The sequence below is a fragment of the Staphylococcus simulans genome (assembly GCF_025561465.1).
In the GTDB taxonomy this organism is placed as follows: domain Bacteria; phylum Bacillota; class Bacilli; order Staphylococcales; family Staphylococcaceae; genus Staphylococcus; species Staphylococcus simulans.
The window spans coordinates 1,124,536-1,144,116 of sequence record NZ_CP095100.1; the positions used below are offsets into that span (position 1 = coordinate 1,124,536).

The window sequence follows — 19,581 nt, forward strand, 5'->3', positions numbered from 1 at the left end:
AAACGTATTTGAAAGGTTAGTCTAATAACTTTCATATACGTTTTTTTATTTTGTGAAAAACAGCACAATAAAATGTATATTTACTATTTATGTAAAATTAGACTATAATAGAACTATACAAAGGGGGATGAGACATATGAAGAGTAAAAAGTTAACAATGAACATTGTCATTGCACTTGTAGCAGGGATTATTATCGGATCCATTTGCGACATTTATGCAGACACAAGTTTAGTAAAAGGGGTAGACCAATATTTCTTTAACACAGTAGGTCAAATATTTCTAAACTTAATCTTTATGCTCGTAGTACCAGTCGTATTTGTATCGATTGTATTAGGGGTAGTTGGTGTCGGTGATCCCAAATTATTAGGCGGTATCGGCTTAAAAACACTAGTGTTTTTCTTATGTACGACAGCGATTGCGATTACAATTGCGATTGTATTGGCATTAGTGGTAAAACCAGGTGCAGGCCATTCAGACTTAATGAAAAGTACCGAGGTAGCTTCATATCAAAAAACGTTAGATAAACAAAGTGAAGGGGCAGAAGCACCGGCAAATCAAACTTTTGATCAAACTTTAATCAATCTGTTTCCAAAAAATCCAATTGAATCGATGACTCAAGGTAATATGTTGCAAGTGATTACGTTCTCGATTTTCATTGGGATCGGGATGATGGTATTAGGTGATAAAGCTTTAGTCGTCCGACAGTTTTTTGAACAATTTAACGAGATACTGATGTATATTATTTCAATGATTATGCGTGTGTTTGCGCCGATTGGAACGTTCTGTTTAGTAGCACATGCATTTACAGGAGCTGGACTTGGTGCAATCAAACAACTAGGTTTATACTTCATTGTTGTATTAGCTGCTTTAATTCTACATTTCTTCTTAATTTATGGCGGTACAATCAAATTTATCGCTAAAGACAGCCCAATCAAATTCTTTAAAGGATTTATTCCAGCGATTACGATTGGTTTCGGCGGTTCAAGTTCTAATGCGGCACTGCCAGTTTCAATGGAATGTACCAAGAAAATGGGGGTACGACCAGCTATTGCGTCGTTTGTACAACCGCTTGGTGCAACTATCAATATGGATGGTACGGCAATCATGCAGGGGGTTGCAACCGTCTTTATCGCACAAATTTCAGGTGCGCAACTAACAATCTTACAAATTTTAACAGTGATTGTGATTGCGGTCATTGCAAGTATTGGTACAGCAGGGGTGCCTGGTGTAGGATTAATTATGTTAGCAATGGTACTTACAGCTGTTGATTTAAATCCTGCCGCAATTGGTATTATTATTGGTATTGACCGACTCTTAGACATGACACGTACAGCTGTAAATATTACAGGGGATGCAGCATGTGCGTTTATGATTTCTAAGCAAGAAGATAGAAAAGCAATCAGTTCATAGTATATGACAGGGGATTGAGATGTTCTAGCAACGTCTCGGTCTTTTTTTATTTTGTGAAAATATGACTTAACTGTGAAAAGAATATTTCTACTTTAAGGTAAAATTAACTTAAAATGTAAAAATCACTTGAAATATCGCAAATTTTCGCCATAATAGAATAAGGGTATAAAACCACCAGATCAAGCGTAACCAATTCCGTTAAAATGTAAGGAATTGGCAAATATATAACTTATGACGTGTTTGATTATTTAGACAATTTCGGCTTTATCAAAATACGTCATAAAAGCAAAATTCGCTCTTTTAATTTTTCGCATTTTGTATTAAGATGTAATTTGTGTTTCAAGAATTGTGTATTATTGCAATTTCTTGCGTACGGAAAGATTACACAATAGAAAGGTAGAGTAATAATGGACAGACAAAGTTTTACAGATTTAATTCAAACTAAGTTCAAGATGGTGAGAATAGAAGCGGGCTACACTCAAGATACGATGGCTCAAACAATCGGACTATCAAAGAAAACACTCGTACAAATTGAGAAAGAACGCGTTTTACCAAATTGGACTACATGTGTTTCAATTTGCGCTTTATTCAGAGACTCTGATGTCTTAAATAGTACTTTTGGATGTGACCCCCTTGAAATCGTCCAAACAATTTCTAGAAACCACTGTGCATATCCTAAACATGCCACAACAAGTGATATCTACTGGAATACATTAGATTCTAAAAATGGATTTATCCTGCAAAGTAATAAAGTCAGTGAAATCTACCGTGTATTAAATCAAAACAAACAACCTATTTTTGGTACTTCTAAATTAAGAGAAGCTGAAACATATTTCGGAAGAATCTCTAAAGATGAATTAGTACATGCTTAATTCAATACGATAAATAAGTGATAACAGAATCTCTAATAGAGGTTGATACACTTTTTATCCCATGTATGACTTTACTTAAAAGATTGATGGCGTTATTCCATCAATCTTTTTTTGCGTTTAGAAACATCTGAATTGTGAATGTAAAGAGATATATTGTAATATTAAACCTACGAGTGATTGAAAAGGAGATAAAAAATTATGCACGCATTTTTCGTCATATTATTTATGATTGTAATTGGCGCAATTATTGGCGGTGTTACGAATATCATTGCGATTAAAATGTTATTCCATCCGCAAAAAGCTTATCATATCGGAAAGTGGCGTATTCCATTTACACCTGGATTAGTACCTAAACGTAGAGAAGAAATCGCGAATAAAATTGGTCGCGTTATTGAAGAACATTTAATTACTGAAGCACTGATTAAAGAAAAAATCAGTTCAGCGAGTGCAAGACAAGCAATTGAAGGATTTATTTCACAGCAAATCAATAAACTAAGCAGTGATCGTGCAACTTTGCAAAACTTTGCGCAATCATTAGATATAGATTTTGAAACAGCAGCGCAGCAAAAGGTACAGCAACTGATTGAAGATAAGTTGCAACAATACTATCAAGAACATGGTCAATCCGAATTGCGCACTTTAATACCTAAAGCATTGGAAGCGGAGATAGATGAGAAAGTCGAAAGTTTAACACCATTACTGTGTGATCGTGCACGCATCTATTTGTCTTCTCAAAAAGGGGAACAAGATATCTATAATATGTTAGATACTTTCTTTGAGGAGAAAGGTAAAATTGTCGGCTTGCTTGAGATGTTTATGACAAGAGCAAGCATTGCTGAGCGTATTCAAGTGGAATTGATTCGTCTAACAAATCATCCGAAAGCACGTCAAATTGCAGCACAGTTGATTAGAAATGAATACCAAACATTAAAAGGTAAACACTTGAATCAAGTCTTATCACAAGCGCAATTTACAAATATCAAAGATAAAATGACTCCAATTATGATGGCGTATATCGATATCCCTCATAAAGCGAACCAACCAATTTCTGAATTAGCACCTGGCTTAGTACAGTATGCTCGAGCACATGCAGCAAGCTTTATTACCGATTTAATTGTAAATAAAGCAGCGGAGCATATTTCATCAATTATGAAACAAGTCAATTTAAGAGCGATTGTTGAAGAACAAATCAATTCATTCGATTTAGACTATATTGAACGTTTGATTATTGAAATTGCGAATAAGGAATTAAAATTAATCATGATGCTCGGATTCTTACTTGGAGGAATTATTGGTTGTTTCCAAGGTATTATTGCATTATTCGTTTAAAATGAATCGTGTTGGGAATGTGATTAGTGGCAGTTAATAAGAAATTGGGTAAATGTTTCGACACTGTTATATATTTATGTTATGTTTATTGACGACGTAGTAAAACAATAACTTATAGGAGTGAATTTGAAATGGCAGTAGATTTAAAAGAACAAGCACAAAAATTAGAAGAGGCTTTAAGAGAAAGCAATGAGTATCAAGCAATTAAAGATGCTTATGACAAAGTTAAAGCTAACGAAGAATCTAAAAAGTTATTCGATGAGTTCCGTGAAACACAATTGAAATTCCAACAAATGCAAATGCAAGGACAACAAATCGAAGAAGAAGACTTACAAAAAGCTCAAGAGCAAGCACAAGCAATTGAAAAAGACGAAAACATTGCTGAATTAATGCAAGCTGAACAACAAATGAGCCAAGTTTTCCAAGAAATCAACCAAATCATCGTAAAACCTTTAGATGAAGTTTACGCTGAAGGCGAACAATAATAATTAGACATTTTAACTGTCGGGTGACTTCACCTGGCAGTTTTTTCATGTTTTTGTTATCTGTGTTCTTTAGACGCATAGCAGGCGACTATGGTAAAATAAGATGATACTTTGATTACAAATCAATTGAATTTACATAATTTATATAGAATTTGGATTATATGAAAAAGGAGCTTACTATATATGGTGAAATTTATTCATTGTGCAGATTTACACCTAGATAGCCCGTTTAAAACGCATAGCCATTTAAGTGAAAACATTTATGAAGATGTGAAAAAGAGTACGTATGAAAGTTTTAAGACACTTGTCAATTTCGCATTACAAGAAGAAGTTGATTTTATCGTCATAGCCGGTGATGTCTTTGATGACCATAACCGTACGTTAAGAGCTGAAGTATTTTTAAAAGAACAATTTGAACGCTTAAAGAAAGAGCAGATATTTGTGTATATGTGTCATGGAAATCATGATCCACTATCAGATAGTGTTGTAACAGACTGGCCAGAAAATGTTTCAGTGTTTGATAAAAATGTTGAGACGTATCAAACCATTACAAAGAATGGTGAAAAGATTTTATTACATGGTTTCAGTTATCAAGATCATGCAAGTTACGAAAACAAATTAGATGAGTATCCTTCTAGCCAAGGAGAGAAAGGCCTGCATATTGGTGTACTGCATGGTACCTATAGCAAATCCTCTACGAAGCACCGTTATACTGAATTTCGATTAGAAGATTTAAACTCTAAACTTTATCATTACTGGGCACTCGGCCATATTCATGAACGTCAACAAATTAATGATATGCCACCGACGTACTATCCTGGTAATATACAAGGCCGTCATTTCAATGAAATGGGAGATAAAGGTTTTCTACTTGTAGAAGGGGACGAATTTAAATTAAATGTTGAATTTGTACCTTCACATTTTATTCGTTTTGATGAAATTAAAATTGAAACAAAACAAACAACAAAGCAAGGCATTTATGATGTGGTACAAAAATTTAAAAATCAAGTCAGAAAACAAGGTAAAGCTATCTATAGAGTTTATTTAGAGATTGATAGTGATGAGCCTGTGTCTTCTCAAGATTTAATGCAAGTGGAAGCAATGTTGAAAGAATACGAAGAAAATGAAAATAACTTCGTGTTTATTGAATCTTTAATTGTTTCTTATAAAGATGATGACACAAGACCACTTGAGCATGAATTTTCTCAAGAATTGAAAGCTGATGACGCAATTTTTACAAATGCGATGAGTGATCTTTACCTAAATCCTAAAGCAACTAAGTTTTTAGATAACTATGATGACTTTGATAAGGTAGAATTGATTAATCGTGCAGAAGCATTGCTTAAGTCAGGTTTAAGAGGTGAGCAATCATGAAGATTTTAGCATTAGATATTTATGGTTATGGTAAGTTCGTTGAAAGAACAATTAAATTTAATAAGTCATTAACACAAATATATGGTGAGAATGAAGCGGGTAAATCAACAATCCAAGCTTTTATTCATTCAATTTTATTCGGCTTTCCGACTAAAAGAGAAAACGAACCGCGCTTTGAACCGAGATTAGGTAACCAATATGGCGGCAAGCTTTATTTGAAGTTAGATGATGGACAAGAAATCCAAGTTGAACGTGTGAAAGGTGCAGCGCAAGGAGATGTTAAAGTCTATCTTGAAAATGGCGGTATCCGTGATGAAGAATGGCTGCAAAATAAATTAAATTATATCGACAAGAATACATATAAAGGCATTTATTCTTTCGATGTTTTAGGTTTACAAAATATCAATCGCAATATGGATGAGAAACAACTTCAAGAATACTTGTTGCAAGCAGGTGCTTTAGGATCCACGCAATTTACAACCATGAGAGAACAATTAGAAGCACAAAAAGCAGCGTTATATAAACGTTCAGGGAAGAATCCTGTCATTAATCAGCAATTAGAGCAATTAAACGATTTGCAAAATCAAATCAGAGCGCATGAAAGCGAATTGGAATCTTATCATAGTCTGATTGATGAAAGAGATAAAGCAGAACGTCGTTTAGATCATCTTCAACAAAACTTGATGCAATTATCTAAGATGCATGAAGCGAAACAAAAAGAATTAGCATTATTAGATCAAGCGCAAGAATGGAAAGCACTAGAGCATGAATTGAACATCGAACCGCTAGACTTCCCAGAACAAGGGATTGAGCGATATGAAGCATCTAAAGCACGTAGAGATCAGTTGAAGAAAGATATCAGCCTACGCCAAGAAAAATTAACGCAGTTACAACAAGAAAATGAACAAATTGATGTCCCAAAACAATCTGATATCGATGCGTTAAATAATATCGCTAAACAAGAAAATGACATTAAACAAAAAGAAACACAACTACAAGCTCTGAATAAAGAGATTGAAGATAAATCAAGAGAAATCGAAGGTCTTAAATCTAATATTGGTTGGCAAGAAGATCACGATAATATAGATACTTCTGAAAGTATGAAAAGCTTCGTCAGCAAGCAAATTGCGAAGAAACAAGATCAAGCCTCATACATGACTCAATTAGAACGTACTTTAGAAGAACAACAAATTGAACAAGCAAACAACGAAGAAGAAAAGCAACAAGTTGAAGATGCGCTCGTTTCTGATGAAGTATTTGAGAAGAAAAAAGAATATAATCAAAAGTCCATTGAGTTAAATGAAAAGAAAAATCTTTATCAAAAAATGAAAGAAGCTTTTGATTCAGAACAGGCTGAACGAAATCGTAAACAAAAAACAACAAGAATTATCTTTATTGTATTAGCAATTGTCAGTGCTGGTTTAGCAGTCTTCTCATTTGCGACGCAAGCACTTTTATTTGCGATTATCTTCGCTGTTGCTGCGGTAGGCTTTGTAGTAGGTGCGATTTTATTCAAGTCATCAGAAATCGGTCATAGTGAAACATTCTCTAATGAAATTTCACAATTAGAACAAGAGAATGCAGCACTCGAAGATAAATATGACTTAGACTTTGATTTAGATGATCAAGCTCGCTTGAGAAATCAACATCATAGTGTAGATAAATCTATCGGTATTTTGAATTCTAAAATTGAGTTGACTGAAGATAAGTTAGCAGAAGCACAACAAAATCATGAACGTTTTGACCAAAATATTCAGGAAGTCAAAGCTGATTTACATGTTTCAGAAAAAATGTCAGATGATTTATTGATTGATGGTATTAAAACAATCGAACGTATTCAATCGTTAAAACAACGTGTTTCTGAATTACAAGAACAACATTCTGCATTGAAATCAGAAGTTGATGCGTTCTATGATCATGCGCAAGCAGTGACAAAAAATCAAATCAGTGATTTTAAATCAGCTGCACTCTTCCATGATACAAATCGTTGGTTGAAACAAGCAGAAGAAAATCAAACAAGATGGAATCGCAATGATGAAGACATCCAACTTTTAACTAATGAACTGAAACAGTTGAATGAGCGTTTAGATGAACATAACCAATCTATTAACAGCTTATTTGATTTTGTGAAAGTTGGGGATGAGGAAGCGTATTATCGTTACCATCATCGTTATGTGACTTACAAAGATAATCACAGTAGATATCAAGATCTTAATAAATATTTAGAAAATCAAAATATGATGTACGATGAAGCATCTGATTTAAGTGATAAAACAAAAGTACAGTTAGAAGAAGAAAATAACAGATTAGCTTCACAAGTTGATGAATATAATGATAAGTATCTTACGTTACAATCAGAAGTCAGCGATTTAACTGCACAAATCAAACATATGGAAACGGATGATACATTAACGCAATTACGTCATCGTTACTATATGCTTAGAAACCAAATGAATGAAAATGCGAAAGATTGGGCAAGCCTCAGCTATTTACAAGCGTTAGTAGATGCACATATCAAACAAATTAAAGATAAGCGTTTACCACAAGTCATTGATGAAGCTACTGAAATCTTTAAACAATTGACGCATGATAATTATACGCAAGTCACATATGAAAATGAGGATGTCAGAGTTAAACATCGTAATGGTCAAATGTATCAGCCAAATGAAATCAGTCAATCAACGAAAGAAGCGTTATACATTGCCTTGCGTTTAAGTTTAATCAAAATTTTGAAACCTTATTATTCAATGCCAATCATTATCGATGATGCCTTCGTTCATTTTGACAAGCATCGTAAAGGTGCTATGATAGACTACTTGAAATCTTTATCAGCAGAATATCAAATTTTATACTTTACATGTTCAAAAGATAATAATATTCCTGCTAAACAAACAGTTATTTTAGAAAAACTAGAAGAAGGAGGCAAAAAATGAGAAATGTAGAAAAGCTTCAACCTGGAGATTCGGTAGATCATTTTTTCTTAATCCATCGAGCTGCTCAGGGTGTTACTGCGCAAGGCAAAGACTATATGACTTTGTATTTACAAGATAAAAGCGGTGAAATTGAAGCTAAAGTATGGACAGTAACAAAGCAAGATATGGAAGTCCTAAAACCAGAAACAATCATTCATGCTAAAGGCGATGTGATTAATTATCGTGGCCGTAAACAAATGAAAGTAAATCAGTTTAAATTAGCAGAACCTGCTGATGGATTATCAGCTAAAGACTTCATTGATGGTGCGCCGTTAACCCCAGATCAAATCAAAGAACAAATTGATTACTTTTTATTGGAAATTGAGAATAGTAAACTTCAACGTCTAACAAGGCATATGTTGAAAAAACATCATGACACGTTTTATGTCTTTCCAGCTGCAAGTTCCTTTCATCATAACTTTGCAAGCGGTTTAAGTTATCATGTTTTAACGATGCTGAAGATAGCTAAAAGTTTATGCGATATCTATCCGATGTTAAATAAAAGTTTGTTATATAGTGGCGTGATTTTACATGATATCGGTAAAGTTAAAGAGTTAAGCGGACCGGTTGCAACGTCATATACGGTTGAAGGTAACTTATTAGGCCATATCTCTATCGCAAGTGAAGAAGTGACAAAAGCTGCAGAAGAGTTAGGTATTGAAGGTGAAGAAGTGATGTTGCTAAAACATATGATTTTATCACATCATGGTAAACTAGAATATGGTTCACCTAAATTACCGATGCTGAAAGAAGCAGAAATTCTAACGTACATCGATAATATCGATGCTAGAATGAATATGTTTGAGAAAGCTTTCAAGAAAGCAAGAAAAGGGCAGTTCACTGAACGTTTATTTGCAATGGAAAACAGACAATTTTATAATCCAGAGAGTTTAGATTAATCTATCTCTTAACAATAAAAAGCTGAATTCCGAGTGGAATTCAGCTTTATTTTAGCTTTAAGACTTATTAAGGCGTTTGCATACCTTCGCCGCCTTGAGACTGTTGTTTAAGTTTGTCAGGGTTCAAGATAGAGTCTTCGACTGCTTTTTTAATATCTCTATCTTTGAAATCAACGTTAAATTCTTTTAGTAAGTCTTTGTAAGCCTCTACTAAAATCTTAGGATCTTTTTGAACTTTATTTTGGATGATTTGTGGTTTCAACTTATCTTTTTCTGATGAGAAATCAGTTGGTTGATCTGCTTTGATGATATGATAACCATAATCTGATTTAACGACATCTGAGATTTCGCCATCTTTCAATTTGAATAGTGCTTTATCAAATGGTTTTACCATTTGGCCTTTAATAACATAATCTAAGCTGCCGTCTTTTTTAGCACTTGCTTCATCCATAGATTCTTTTTTAGCGATTTCTCCGAACTTATCAGGATTTTTCTTCACTTCTTTTTGGATTTTCTCTGCTTTAGCTTTCGCTTCTTTATCACTTAAACCTTCTTTATCTTTATCATCAGATTTCACTTTGATTAAGATATGAGAAGCTTTTTTAGTGTCTTCTTTAAGCTCTTTATCAGAAACTTTAACTTTATCCATTAACATTTGTTTTTGGTAAGATTGCAATTTCTTTTGTTCCTTATAGTCTTTTAGTGTCATACCTTGTTGTTTTAGAGCACTTTCAAATTGGTCTTTACCGCCATATTGTTTTTGCTCATCTTTGATTTGTTTATCAATTTCTTTATCATCAACTTTGTCAGCATATTTTTTCTCTAGTAATTTACCTAACAAAATTTCAAAAGAACTATTAGCGATTTGTTCTTTACCGATTTTTTTCATGACATCTTCTACTTTAACATCTCCAGCTTTAGAAGATATTAAGACGTTTTCTTTAGAATCTGTGGCATGATTCCCGCATGCACTTAATAGCACAGCACTCGCTGTAATTGGAATCATAACTTTTTTTAATGATTTCATAACGCAGTCTCCTTTTTCAAAATATAACAATGTTAATATACCATAATATGAATCTGATACAAATTCATTACTGTTGTCTTCAGACTAAAGTATTAAAAATGAGATAAATAAAAGCACCTTAAACATAAAATAACATGTTCAAGGTGCTGCTTGTATCATTAATTAAAATGTGTGTCTAACGGCATATCATATTTATTTAAGATATTAAAACCTGTGCAATGTTCTTCAATGTATCTGCCTTCATTTGAGAATAAGATCAATTTTAAATACATAAAGTCCATCACAGAGAAACCAGCGTTTAGTGACAGTAGGAACATGAAATAATGACCATACTGCGGCATTAATGTTGCCATATAAATACTTGCTGCAGTAATCACGATAACTGGTGCAATTAAGCATAAGCAGAATAAATATTTATTCACTGGCGTACTGACATATAAGTTATATAAAGGTATCCATGGTCGCTTAGTAAGACGTTTCTTTTTAAAGTGTTTGTAGTAGGGTGCTAAAACAATTAAATGAATGAGTTTATGAATTGGATAAAGTAATAACACCGCTATTAGAAACACGAAAAAGTACCGGTCTGTGATCTCTTTATTGGATAAAAATATCAATACTTCATAGCTGATTAAAAATGTGATAATAGTTGTGACAACAGCAATAAAAAAGATACGGGGTAAGCCAAATCTTGTATTAATGTCAATTTGACGTGAGCATAAAAACATCACGATACCTCCTCGCATTATTTATTTGTTTTTTCATTTATTTTGGGATATTTTTTCTAAGTTCTTATCAATACTTAGGTATTATCTATCTTTCTAATGAAAGAGTCAAGTATTAATTATGAGGAAATTTTAGGCTAATTAAGTGGCATGTTTAGAAGAGGGGAGAATGCTGTAATATCGCATGTTTATGAAGTTTAAAATTTAAAAGAAAAGACCAGGACAACACGATGTTGTTCTGATCTTAAATACTCATTATTCAGCTTCAGTGTCCACTTGTTTCTTTTTAGGTTCCACTGCAGCTGTTTGATTTTGTTGTACCGTTTCACGCTGGTCTTTACCAACAGGTTGTTGTTTTGGTGTGTACGGTGTGATGTTTTTCTTATCAGGGCTTTTCGTAATGCCTTGCACCGTTTCACCGATAACTTCACCGCGTTTTTGGATATCTTGAATATTTTCTTGAATATGATTGATATTTGGTTGAATATCTTTCATAAAGTCGCTAATCAAAGTTTTAACTTCATCGACGATAGTTTTAACTTCTTGCGTACCGTCCTTGATTTGATTAACATAGCTTGAAATATTAGATGATTGTTGTTTAATTGCTTTTGTACTGTCGTCAAATTCAGTTTGGCCAGCTTTAGAACTGTTTTTATTAAAAGCAGTTACAGCAAGACCAGCAGCAGTACCAGCAACTAATCCACCTAAAATGCGAATTACTTTCATAGGTTAGTCTCCTTATTTAATGATGTTGAGTTTAGATATAGTATGTTATTACCCGAAAATTAGGTAATCATTCAAAATGTGCTTGAATCTCTTGTGCAATTTTAGCTTTTGCTTCATCGCCTAATTCTTCTTCGTGTGTAATCCATTTATAACCGAAGCCATCCACATCATTTTCGTATCTTGGTAAGAAGTGGAAATGTAAGTAGAATACAGATTGGTCTGCAAATTCACCATTGTTTTGAATGATGTTTAAGCCGTCTGGATTAAATGCTTTTTTAATTGCGTTGGCAATTTTAGGCATTGCTGCACCGATATGCTGCATTGTTTCTGGATCAGTTTCGAAAATGTTTGGTGAAGCTTTCTTAGGTACAAGCAAAGTGTGACCTTTCGTTACTTGCGAAATATCTAAGAATGCATAGACATAATCATCTTCATAAACTTTATAACTTGGGATTTCACCATCAATGATTTTGCTGAAAATTGTTTCTGACATCACAATTCACTCCTTAAAAGGTTTACTTAAAGTACATTATAGCATTACCCGCCTTTAAACGTCATGTCACGAATGATTTCTCTATGAGTTAATACATGCTTTTTGGTACAATAAAGAACAGTTGGAGGTTATGAATATGACTGTTAAAGTAGAACATCTCACAGGTGGTTATGGTAAAAAACCTGTGATTCAAGATATTAGTTTTGAATTAAAAAATGGTGAAATTGTAGGCTTGATTGGCCTTAACGGTGCAGGGAAAAGTACGACAATCAAGCACATGCTCGGATTGTTAACACCTGCTGCAGGTGAACTTTCTATTTCAGGTACTAACATCAAAGAAGACATTGAGACATATAGACATAAATTATCGTATATTCCTGAAGCACCGGTCATATATGAAGAATTAACATTACAAGAACATATTGATATGACTGCAATGGCTTACGGCATTGATAAACAAACTGCAATGGATCGTGCCATGCCGTTATTAAAAACATTTCGTTTAGAAAAAGAACTCCAAGTTTTTCCAAGTCATTTTTCTAAAGGGATGAAACAGAAGGTCATGATAATTTGCGCCTTTATCGTCAACCCTGAACTTTATATCATTGACGAGCCATTTCTTGGTTTAGATCCATTAGGTATACAATCCATGTTGGATTTAATGGTAGAGAAGAAGAATGAAGGGCGTACTGTGTTGATGAGTACACATATATTAGCAACAGCTGAGCGTTATTGTGATCGCTTCATCATCCTTGATGAAGGACGTATTGTTGCTTTTGGTAATTTAGATGAACTTAGAGTACAAACAGGTTTACATGATAAAACATTAGATGAAATTTATATTCATGTGACGCAAGGTGGTCAAAACGTATGACAGACCATCGCGCCATAGAATTATTTAACCAAAGAAGAACAGCAATCAGTAAAGAAAAAGCCTACTATAATAAATTTATTTTTAATGGGCACTTTTCAGTATTTCTATTGATTTTATTCGGTGCGTTTATATTAGGCTACGGTAACTGGCTTAAACATATTCCATCTGGCATACCATATGCATTATTAGCAAGTATCGCTGTTGCTGTAATTTCGATCTTTCCTTTACGCACTTTGTTTAAAGAGGCGGATCGTTTGTTCCTATTACCATTTGAACGGCATATGCGCAGCTACTTGAACTATAGTATTATTTATAGTTATTTAAATAGAATAGCTTTGCAAGTGGTTGTATTAATTGTACTCTTTCCATTATTCAGTCGACTTGAAGCGGGCAATCTGCTTTACTACGCATTATTTGCGGTTGCCGCTTTAATTTATCCATATCTCGGCTTAATTGCCAAATTAGAGTGGATGCAGGCAAAAAGACCTTTATGGATTATGCAAGTCCTGCAATGGCTGCTCTTTGCAATCACATACGTTTTAATATTAGGTGCACATCAATGGTTTGGTTTGTTGCTTGTTATTGTATTTATCGCATGGATTATTGTACTAAAGAAAAATAATGCAAAACGCTTATTGCCATGGGAAGCGCTGATTGCGATTGAACAGCAACATCACATGAATTACTATAAATTCGTCAATATGTTCACTGATGTAAAACACTTGCGCTCAGCGGCAGTACGTCGTCGTTATTTGGATTTCTTATTGCCGAGACCGCGTTCAAATCAATATAATGCAAAGCATATGTATTTATTTCTATTTAAACGTAGCTTCTTAAGAGGTAAAGATGCATTCAATATCATTTTACGATTAGTTATTATTGCACTTGTGTTAATGATTTGGCTTTCGAATCAATGGATTTCATTAATTGTAGGTGGACTGTTTATGTATATAATTTTACTGCAAACAGCACAGTTCTATACACAACAAGCTTATGGGTTATGGCCGCAAGTTTGGCCTGTACCTGAAGAAAGAGTAATTCAAGGCTATGGTCAGTTTCTATATCATATTATGTTTGGTATCGGTGTAATATTAGCGTTAACATACGCTATCCTTTTCCCGCCACAATTTTATATGGCATTAGTATTCTTTGTGGTGGGTTGGTTGACAATCAGAAATATTATCAAGAAATTGAAATACCAAGAAGCCTTATTAAAAGACTAATTCTAAATATATAAAAACAACGTCTCATTAGCAATTTAAGCTAATGGACGTTGTTTTGTTTTTTAGATACTTTTGCTTAATCTTTATCCACCGGATAGAGGAAACGTTCAAAATAACTTGAATGTTGGCCGCTAGAACCGAAGAATTGAGATAACGCTGTTTTAGAGAAGTTATCTTGATAAACTTGAGAAGATTTGAAATCTTCAAAGTTACTACGCTCAGCAAAACCAAAGTAGATTTTGTAAGTTGTTCCCTTAATTGGTTTTAAGAAACGGTAACATTTGAATCCAGGGAATTTATCCAAGTTTAAAGATAATGATGTTAAACGTTTTTCTAATTGATACATATGATTTTCTGAAGTTGGGATAAAGACAACTGCATAGAAACATTCTTCTTCAAGTTCATTAATGCTTGAAAGTACTTCATATTTAAGTGGTTCTTTTAAAGCAGTTGGTTGTTCAGTTTCTTCAAAAATCACTGATGAATCATTTGTTGAGAATAAAAATAAGTTATGCTCTGGGTTGTTTAATCGAATTTGGTTAAGGTATCCGAATGTACCATAGGATGCATATAATTTCATGGCACGTTCCTCCTTTTTTGTATTATTCTACAAAGAATAAAAATAAGTTTCTAGCAATTAAAAATACTAGTAGTCTCATTATATAGTATTAGTAGGGCAATTTGATATAGAAATGATGAAAATGTTTCAGATTTTGAAAACGGAACCAATGAGGATTTTAACAAATTATGTCATAATGTAATATGTTGCAACTAAAGAAGGTAAGCACGTAGAAAAAGTTTACACGATTGTGATTTGCTATGTCTTTTTTATGACATTTACATCCAACAAAATACGTGTATTCTACGGATATGCTAGAATAGATTAGAATGATTATAATTTTGGGAGGATACTGTGGTGCATCAAAAAAATAATACAATTTTAAAGATGATTAAGGGAGAAGAGGTTGAACACACTCCATTATGGTTTATGCGACAAGCAGGTCGTTCTCAACCTGAATATCGTGCCTTAAAAGAGAAATATTCGTTATTTGAAATTACACACCAACCTGAATTGTGTGCCTATGTTACACATTTACCAGTAGATCACTATCAAACTGACGCAGCAATTTTATATAAAGATATCATGACACCATTAAAACCGATTGGTGTAGATGTAGAGATTAAATCTGGTATCGGTCCTGTGATTGAGAATACAATCAAAACGATTCAAGATGTAGAAAAGCTAGGACAAATTGATCCAAAACGCGATGTACCTTACGTGTTAGATACGATTAAGCTCTTGACGGAAGAAAAATTGAATGTGCCTTTAATTGGTTTTGTCGGCGCACCATTTACTTTAGCAAGTTATATGATTGAAGGTGGACCTTCTAAAAATTATCACTTCACTAAAGCTATGATGTATCGTGATGAGGCAACATGGTTTGCGTTAATGAATCATTTAGTAGATATGTCTATCACGTATGCGAATGCACAAATCGAAGCGGGTGCAGAGTTGATTCAAATCTTTGATTCGTGGATTGGCGCATTAAATGCCCCTGATTTCAGATATTACATTAAGCCGCATATGGAACGCTTAATTAAAGGGATTAAAGCAGAACATGATGTGCCGGTTATCTTATTCGGTGTGAATGCTACACATTTAATTGAAGAATGGAATTCACTTCCGATTGATGTATTAGGTATTGATTGGCGTACAACAATCAAAGATACTGCTGATGCAGGTGTTAGGAAAACAATTCAAGGCAACTTAGATCCTTCATTGTTATTAACACCATGGGAAGTTATTCAGCCGCGCTTAGATGAAATATTAGATCAAGGAATGGCTTACGGCAAACACATCTTCAACTTAGGACACGGGGTATTCCCAGAAGTGAAACCAGAAACGTTGAAGAAAATTGCTGATTATGTCCATGAATATACAAAACGAAAATAATTTAAATGCAAAATGAACGGTAAAGGAAGGGTTTAATATGACTCGAACTATTGGACTGCTCGTGATGGCGTATGGTACGCCTTATCAAGAAAGTGATATAGAGCCGTACTACACAGATATTCGTCACGGTAAAAAACCGACACCAGAAGAAGTTCAAAATTTAAAAGATCGCTATGAATTTATAGGTGGGATGTCTCCATTAGCTAGAATTACAGATGAACAAGCGGAGGCATTAAAAGATAGATTGAACTTAATGTATGAAGAACAAGATATTGAGTTTAAAGTCTATGTCGGTTTAAAACATATTCATCCATTTATTGAAGATGCAGTTGAACGTATGCATCAAGATGGTATTACAGAAGCGATTACGATTGTCTTAGCGCCGCATTTCTCTAATTTCTCTGTAGGTTCATATAACAAACGTGCAGCGAAAGCGGCACAAACACATGGTATTAAATTGACGCATGTGAACAGCTTCTATCAACAACCAAAATTTATTCAATACTGGGTGAAACAAATTAATCAAACACTTTCAGACATACCTGAAGCAGAACATGATCGTACTGTTTTGGTGGTTTCAGCACACAGTTTACCTGAAAAGATGATATTAGAATCAAATGATCCATATCCAGAGCAATTAAAAGACAACACAAGATTATTAGAAGAACTATCAAATATTCAACACACAGCAAGAGGATGGCAGTCTGAAGGTAATACAGGCACACCATGGCTCGGACCGGATGTACAAGATTTAACAAGAAGTTTAAAAGCTGAATATGGCTATGAACATTTTATTTATACGCCAGTTGGTTTTGTTTGTGATCATTTAGAAGTCCTTTTTGATAATGATTATGAATGTAAAGTGGTATGTGACGAAGTAGGCGCAACTTATCATCGTCCACCGATGCCAAATACACATCCGCTCTTTATCGGTGCTATGGCAGATGAAGTTTATTATGTTTTAACAACGAAAGAAGAGGATGCAAATGAGTAAGAACATCGCAGTCATCGGCGGAGGGATTACAGGGCTTTCCGCAGCATATTATTTAAAAAAAGAACATCCTGAATATGATGTCACAATAATTGAAGCCACAAATCGTACGGGTGGTAAAATTCAAACGTATCGCAAAGATGGTTTCACGATTGAATTAGGTCCAGAATCTTATTTGGGTCGCAAAACAATTATGACTGATCTTGCGACAGAAGTGGGCTTAGGTGATGAATTAATTACCAACCAAACAGGCCAATCTTATATCTATGCACGTAACCGTTTATATCCGATACCTGGTGGTTCTATCATGGGTATACCGACAGATTTAAAACCTTTTATGACAACACAATTAATCTCATTAAAAGGTAAATTACGTGCCGCTATGGATTTAACTAAGAAACCTATTGAAATGGATGGAGATATTTCTGTAGGAGATTTCTTCAGACAACGTTTAGGCGATGAAGTATTGGAAAATCTGATTGAACCTTTAATGGGTGGTATTTATGGTACGGATATCGATAAATTAAGCTTAATGAGTACGTTTCCTAACTTTAAAGAAAGAGAAGAGGAGTTCGGCAGTTTAATCAAAGGTATGCGTCATGAGAAGTTATTAAGACAACGAAAAAAACAATTGTATCCTGGTGCACCTAAAGGGCAATTTAAGCAATTCAGACATGGTTTATCTTCTTTTATCGAAGCGTTAACGCATGCAGTGATTGAACAAGGTACATCAATTCAATATCAAACCAAAGTAGAAGATATCATTGGTTTCCAAAAAGGATATAACGTTGTTTATAATGGCGAAAAACACTTTTATGACGGCGTTTTAGTAACAGTACCACATCAAACATTTATGCAATGGTTCTCAGAAGATCCAGCATTAGATTACTTTAAAACAATGGAAAGTACTTCTGTAGCGACGGTTGTTTTAGCATTTGATGAAAAAGATGTGGTCAATACGTATGATGGTACTGGCTTTGTGATTGCGAGAACTTCTAATACTCGTATTACCGCTTGTACATGGACCAGCAAAAAATGGCCGTTTACAACACCAGAAGGTAAAGTCTTGTTACGTGCTTATGTCGGAAAACCTGGTGATAACATTTTAGAAGAAATGGATGATGAACAGATTGTTGCGACAGTACGTCGTGATTTAAGTCAAATGATGGATATTAAAGGAGATCCGGAATTTTCAATCGTTCATCGTATGCCAAAAAGCATGCCACAGTATCATGTAGGTCATATTCAACAAGTGCGACGTATTCAAGATCATATCAAACATACGTATCCGCATTTACGTATTACAGGTGCAGCATTTGAAGCGGTCGGTTTACCTGATTGTATTCAACAAGGTAAAGATGCCGCAGAATCTTTAGCAGAAGTTGTACAATAAATGTTTTGACATGTCGAATTGTAATGAAAAAGATTGACCTTTTTATCAAATAGGATTAATCTTATAATTGAAGACGATGAGATAATATGATGGATTTTATATTATAGGTATGAGAAATACACAAGAGAAAGATGACCTGAACCTAAGTTTTAATGACGATTGTAAATCGCTAAATATCTTTTGATGAGCACAGAAGATAGGAGACGGTTTTCAATACATTTAAACTGATATTTCAGGTCATTTTCTTTTTGAAAGAGCAAGAGGTGAAGAACATGACTAATATTGTTTTAATTCATGCTCAAGGTGCTGACGCCCACTCAAATTGGTATGAATGGTTAGAACAATCATTAAGACTAGAAGGATATCATTCAGATATCGTTAATATCCAACATGACTTACCAGTCAATATGGAAGAATGGTTAAAGCAGTTAAATGAGCAAATTGAAATTTCACAATATGAAACATATTTCGTAACACATGGCTTCGGTACGCTTGCGGGGCTGAAATATTTAGAACAACATCCAGATATTCGTATTGAAGGGTTCTTCAGTATTGCAGGGTTTGGTCCGAATGCTGAAGGTGTAAATCCTGATTTACATGTTCCAGATGTTACATTAGACATTGAAGACTTAAAATCACGTATTGACTATTTCTATGGTATCGCATCTAAAAATGATTCGAATGTTCCATATCAAGATACAGAGCGTTTAGTTCAAGCTTTTGATGGTGATATGAAGGTTATTGATGAAGCGGGTCATTTTACGACTGAGGATGGTTATGATACTTTCCTCGCATTAAAGAATAATATGATTAAACGCATGGCTAATTAAATCATT

The 19,581-nt window shown here is 34.1% G+C and carries 18 protein-coding genes; 13 read left to right on the forward strand and 5 right to left on the reverse strand.

Annotation, left to right across the window (positions count from 1 at the left end):
* Nucleotides 1-136: 136 nt before the first annotated feature.
* From MUA87_RS05190 to yhaM, 7 genes are all read left to right on the forward strand, one after another.
* Nucleotides 137-1,411: a dicarboxylate/amino acid:cation symporter gene (locus tag MUA87_RS05190; RefSeq protein WP_002481290.1), complete on the forward strand. Its 1,275-nt coding sequence runs from the start codon at nt 137-139 to the stop codon at nt 1,409-1,411.
* 407 nt (nt 1,412-1,818) lie between these two features.
* Nucleotides 1,819-2,283 carry an XRE family transcriptional regulator XdrA gene (gene xdrA, locus MUA87_RS05195; RefSeq protein ID WP_002481289.1) on the forward strand — a complete coding sequence of 155 codons (465 nt, stop codon included), beginning with the start codon at nt 1,819-1,821 and terminating at the stop codon, nt 2,281-2,283.
* A gap of 198 nt (nt 2,284-2,481) precedes the next feature.
* The gene (locus MUA87_RS05200; RefSeq protein WP_262551356.1) at nt 2,482-3,612 is read left to right on the forward strand and encodes a DUF445 domain-containing protein; all 1,131 of its coding nucleotides are present in this window, start codon (nt 2,482-2,484) and stop codon (nt 3,610-3,612) included.
* 131 nt (nt 3,613-3,743) lie between these two features.
* Nucleotides 3,744-4,097 (forward strand): YlbF/YmcA family competence regulator, encoded by a 354-nt coding sequence (locus MUA87_RS05205; RefSeq protein WP_002481287.1) that lies wholly within the window; start codon nt 3,744-3,746, stop codon nt 4,095-4,097.
* 183 nt (nt 4,098-4,280) lie between these two features.
* Nucleotides 4,281-5,471, forward strand: a complete 1,191-nt coding sequence (locus tag MUA87_RS05210; protein ID WP_002481286.1) for a metallophosphoesterase family protein — start codon at nt 4,281-4,283, stop codon at nt 5,469-5,471.
* Nucleotides 5,468-8,404 (forward strand): AAA family ATPase, encoded by a 2,937-nt coding sequence (locus MUA87_RS05215; RefSeq protein WP_107587235.1) that lies wholly within the window; start codon nt 5,468-5,470, stop codon nt 8,402-8,404. Before MUA87_RS05210 ends, MUA87_RS05215 begins: the two co-directional genes overlap by 4 nt.
* The gene (yhaM, locus tag MUA87_RS05220) at nt 8,401-9,342 is read left to right on the forward strand and encodes a 3'-5' exoribonuclease YhaM (protein WP_023016255.1); all 942 of its coding nucleotides are present in this window, start codon (nt 8,401-8,403) and stop codon (nt 9,340-9,342) included. Before MUA87_RS05215 ends, yhaM begins: the two co-directional genes overlap by 4 nt.
* 67 nt (nt 9,343-9,409) lie before the next feature.
* Here yhaM and prsA read toward each other — a convergent pair whose 3' ends face one another.
* The 4 genes from prsA to MUA87_RS05240 all read right to left on the reverse strand — a co-directional run bounded on the left by prsA (nt 9,410) and on the right by MUA87_RS05240 (nt 12,310).
* Nucleotides 9,410-10,369 carry a peptidylprolyl isomerase PrsA gene (prsA, locus tag MUA87_RS05225; protein ID WP_262551357.1) on the reverse strand — a complete coding sequence of 320 codons (960 nt, stop codon included), beginning with the start codon at nt 10,367-10,369 and terminating at the stop codon, nt 9,410-9,412.
* Between the two features lie 158 nt (nt 10,370-10,527).
* Nucleotides 10,528-11,094, reverse strand: coding sequence for a DUF3267 domain-containing protein (locus MUA87_RS05230; protein WP_002481282.1), 567 nt, complete (start codon nt 11,092-11,094; stop codon nt 10,528-10,530).
* Between the two features lie 252 nt (nt 11,095-11,346).
* Entirely contained in the window at nt 11,347-11,817 is a 471-nt protein-coding gene (locus MUA87_RS05235; protein ID WP_002481281.1) for a YtxH domain-containing protein, read from the reverse strand.
* A gap of 67 nt (nt 11,818-11,884) precedes the next feature.
* Nucleotides 11,885-12,310, reverse strand: coding sequence for an HIT family protein (locus MUA87_RS05240; protein WP_262551358.1), 426 nt, complete (start codon nt 12,308-12,310; stop codon nt 11,885-11,887).
* Between the two features lie 136 nt (nt 12,311-12,446).
* Between MUA87_RS05240 and ecsA the strand changes: the two genes are divergently transcribed.
* Together ecsA and ecsB are read left to right on the forward strand one after the other, a co-directional pair.
* Nucleotides 12,447-13,184, forward strand: a complete 738-nt coding sequence (gene ecsA / locus MUA87_RS05245; RefSeq protein WP_262551359.1) for an ABC transporter ATP-binding protein EcsA — start codon at nt 12,447-12,449, stop codon at nt 13,182-13,184.
* On the forward strand, nt 13,181-14,407 hold the full coding sequence (gene ecsB, locus MUA87_RS05250; protein ID WP_002481278.1) for an ABC transporter permease EcsB: 1,227 nt from the start codon (nt 13,181-13,183) through the stop codon (nt 14,405-14,407). Before ecsA ends, ecsB begins: the two co-directional genes overlap by 4 nt.
* Nucleotides 14,408-14,483: 76 nt before the next feature.
* On the opposite strand, the gene MUA87_RS05255 is transcribed toward ecsB, so the two are convergent.
* Complete coding sequence (locus tag MUA87_RS05255) at nt 14,484-14,987, reverse strand: hypothetical protein (protein WP_002481277.1); 504 nt, start codon at nt 14,985-14,987, stop codon at nt 14,484-14,486.
* A gap of 333 nt (nt 14,988-15,320) precedes the next feature.
* Between MUA87_RS05255 and hemE the strand changes: the two genes are divergently transcribed.
* The 4 genes from hemE to MUA87_RS05275 all read left to right on the forward strand — a co-directional run bounded on the left by hemE (nt 15,321) and on the right by MUA87_RS05275 (nt 19,575).
* Nucleotides 15,321-16,361, forward strand: a complete 1,041-nt coding sequence (hemE, locus tag MUA87_RS05260) for a uroporphyrinogen decarboxylase (RefSeq protein WP_262551360.1) — start codon at nt 15,321-15,323, stop codon at nt 16,359-16,361.
* A gap of 37 nt (nt 16,362-16,398) precedes the next feature.
* Complete coding sequence (hemH, locus tag MUA87_RS05265; protein ID WP_262551361.1) at nt 16,399-17,355, forward strand: ferrochelatase; 957 nt, start codon at nt 16,399-16,401, stop codon at nt 17,353-17,355.
* Complete coding sequence (gene hemY, locus MUA87_RS05270; protein WP_173020209.1) at nt 17,348-18,745, forward strand: protoporphyrinogen oxidase; 1,398 nt, start codon at nt 17,348-17,350, stop codon at nt 18,743-18,745. The genes hemH and hemY overlap by 8 nt, the downstream gene beginning before the upstream one ends.
* Nucleotides 18,746-19,017: 272 nt before the next feature.
* Nucleotides 19,018-19,575, forward strand: a complete 558-nt coding sequence (locus MUA87_RS05275; RefSeq protein WP_002481273.1) for an RBBP9/YdeN family alpha/beta hydrolase — start codon at nt 19,018-19,020, stop codon at nt 19,573-19,575.
* The last annotated feature ends 6 nt before the right edge of the window (nt 19,576-19,581 follow it).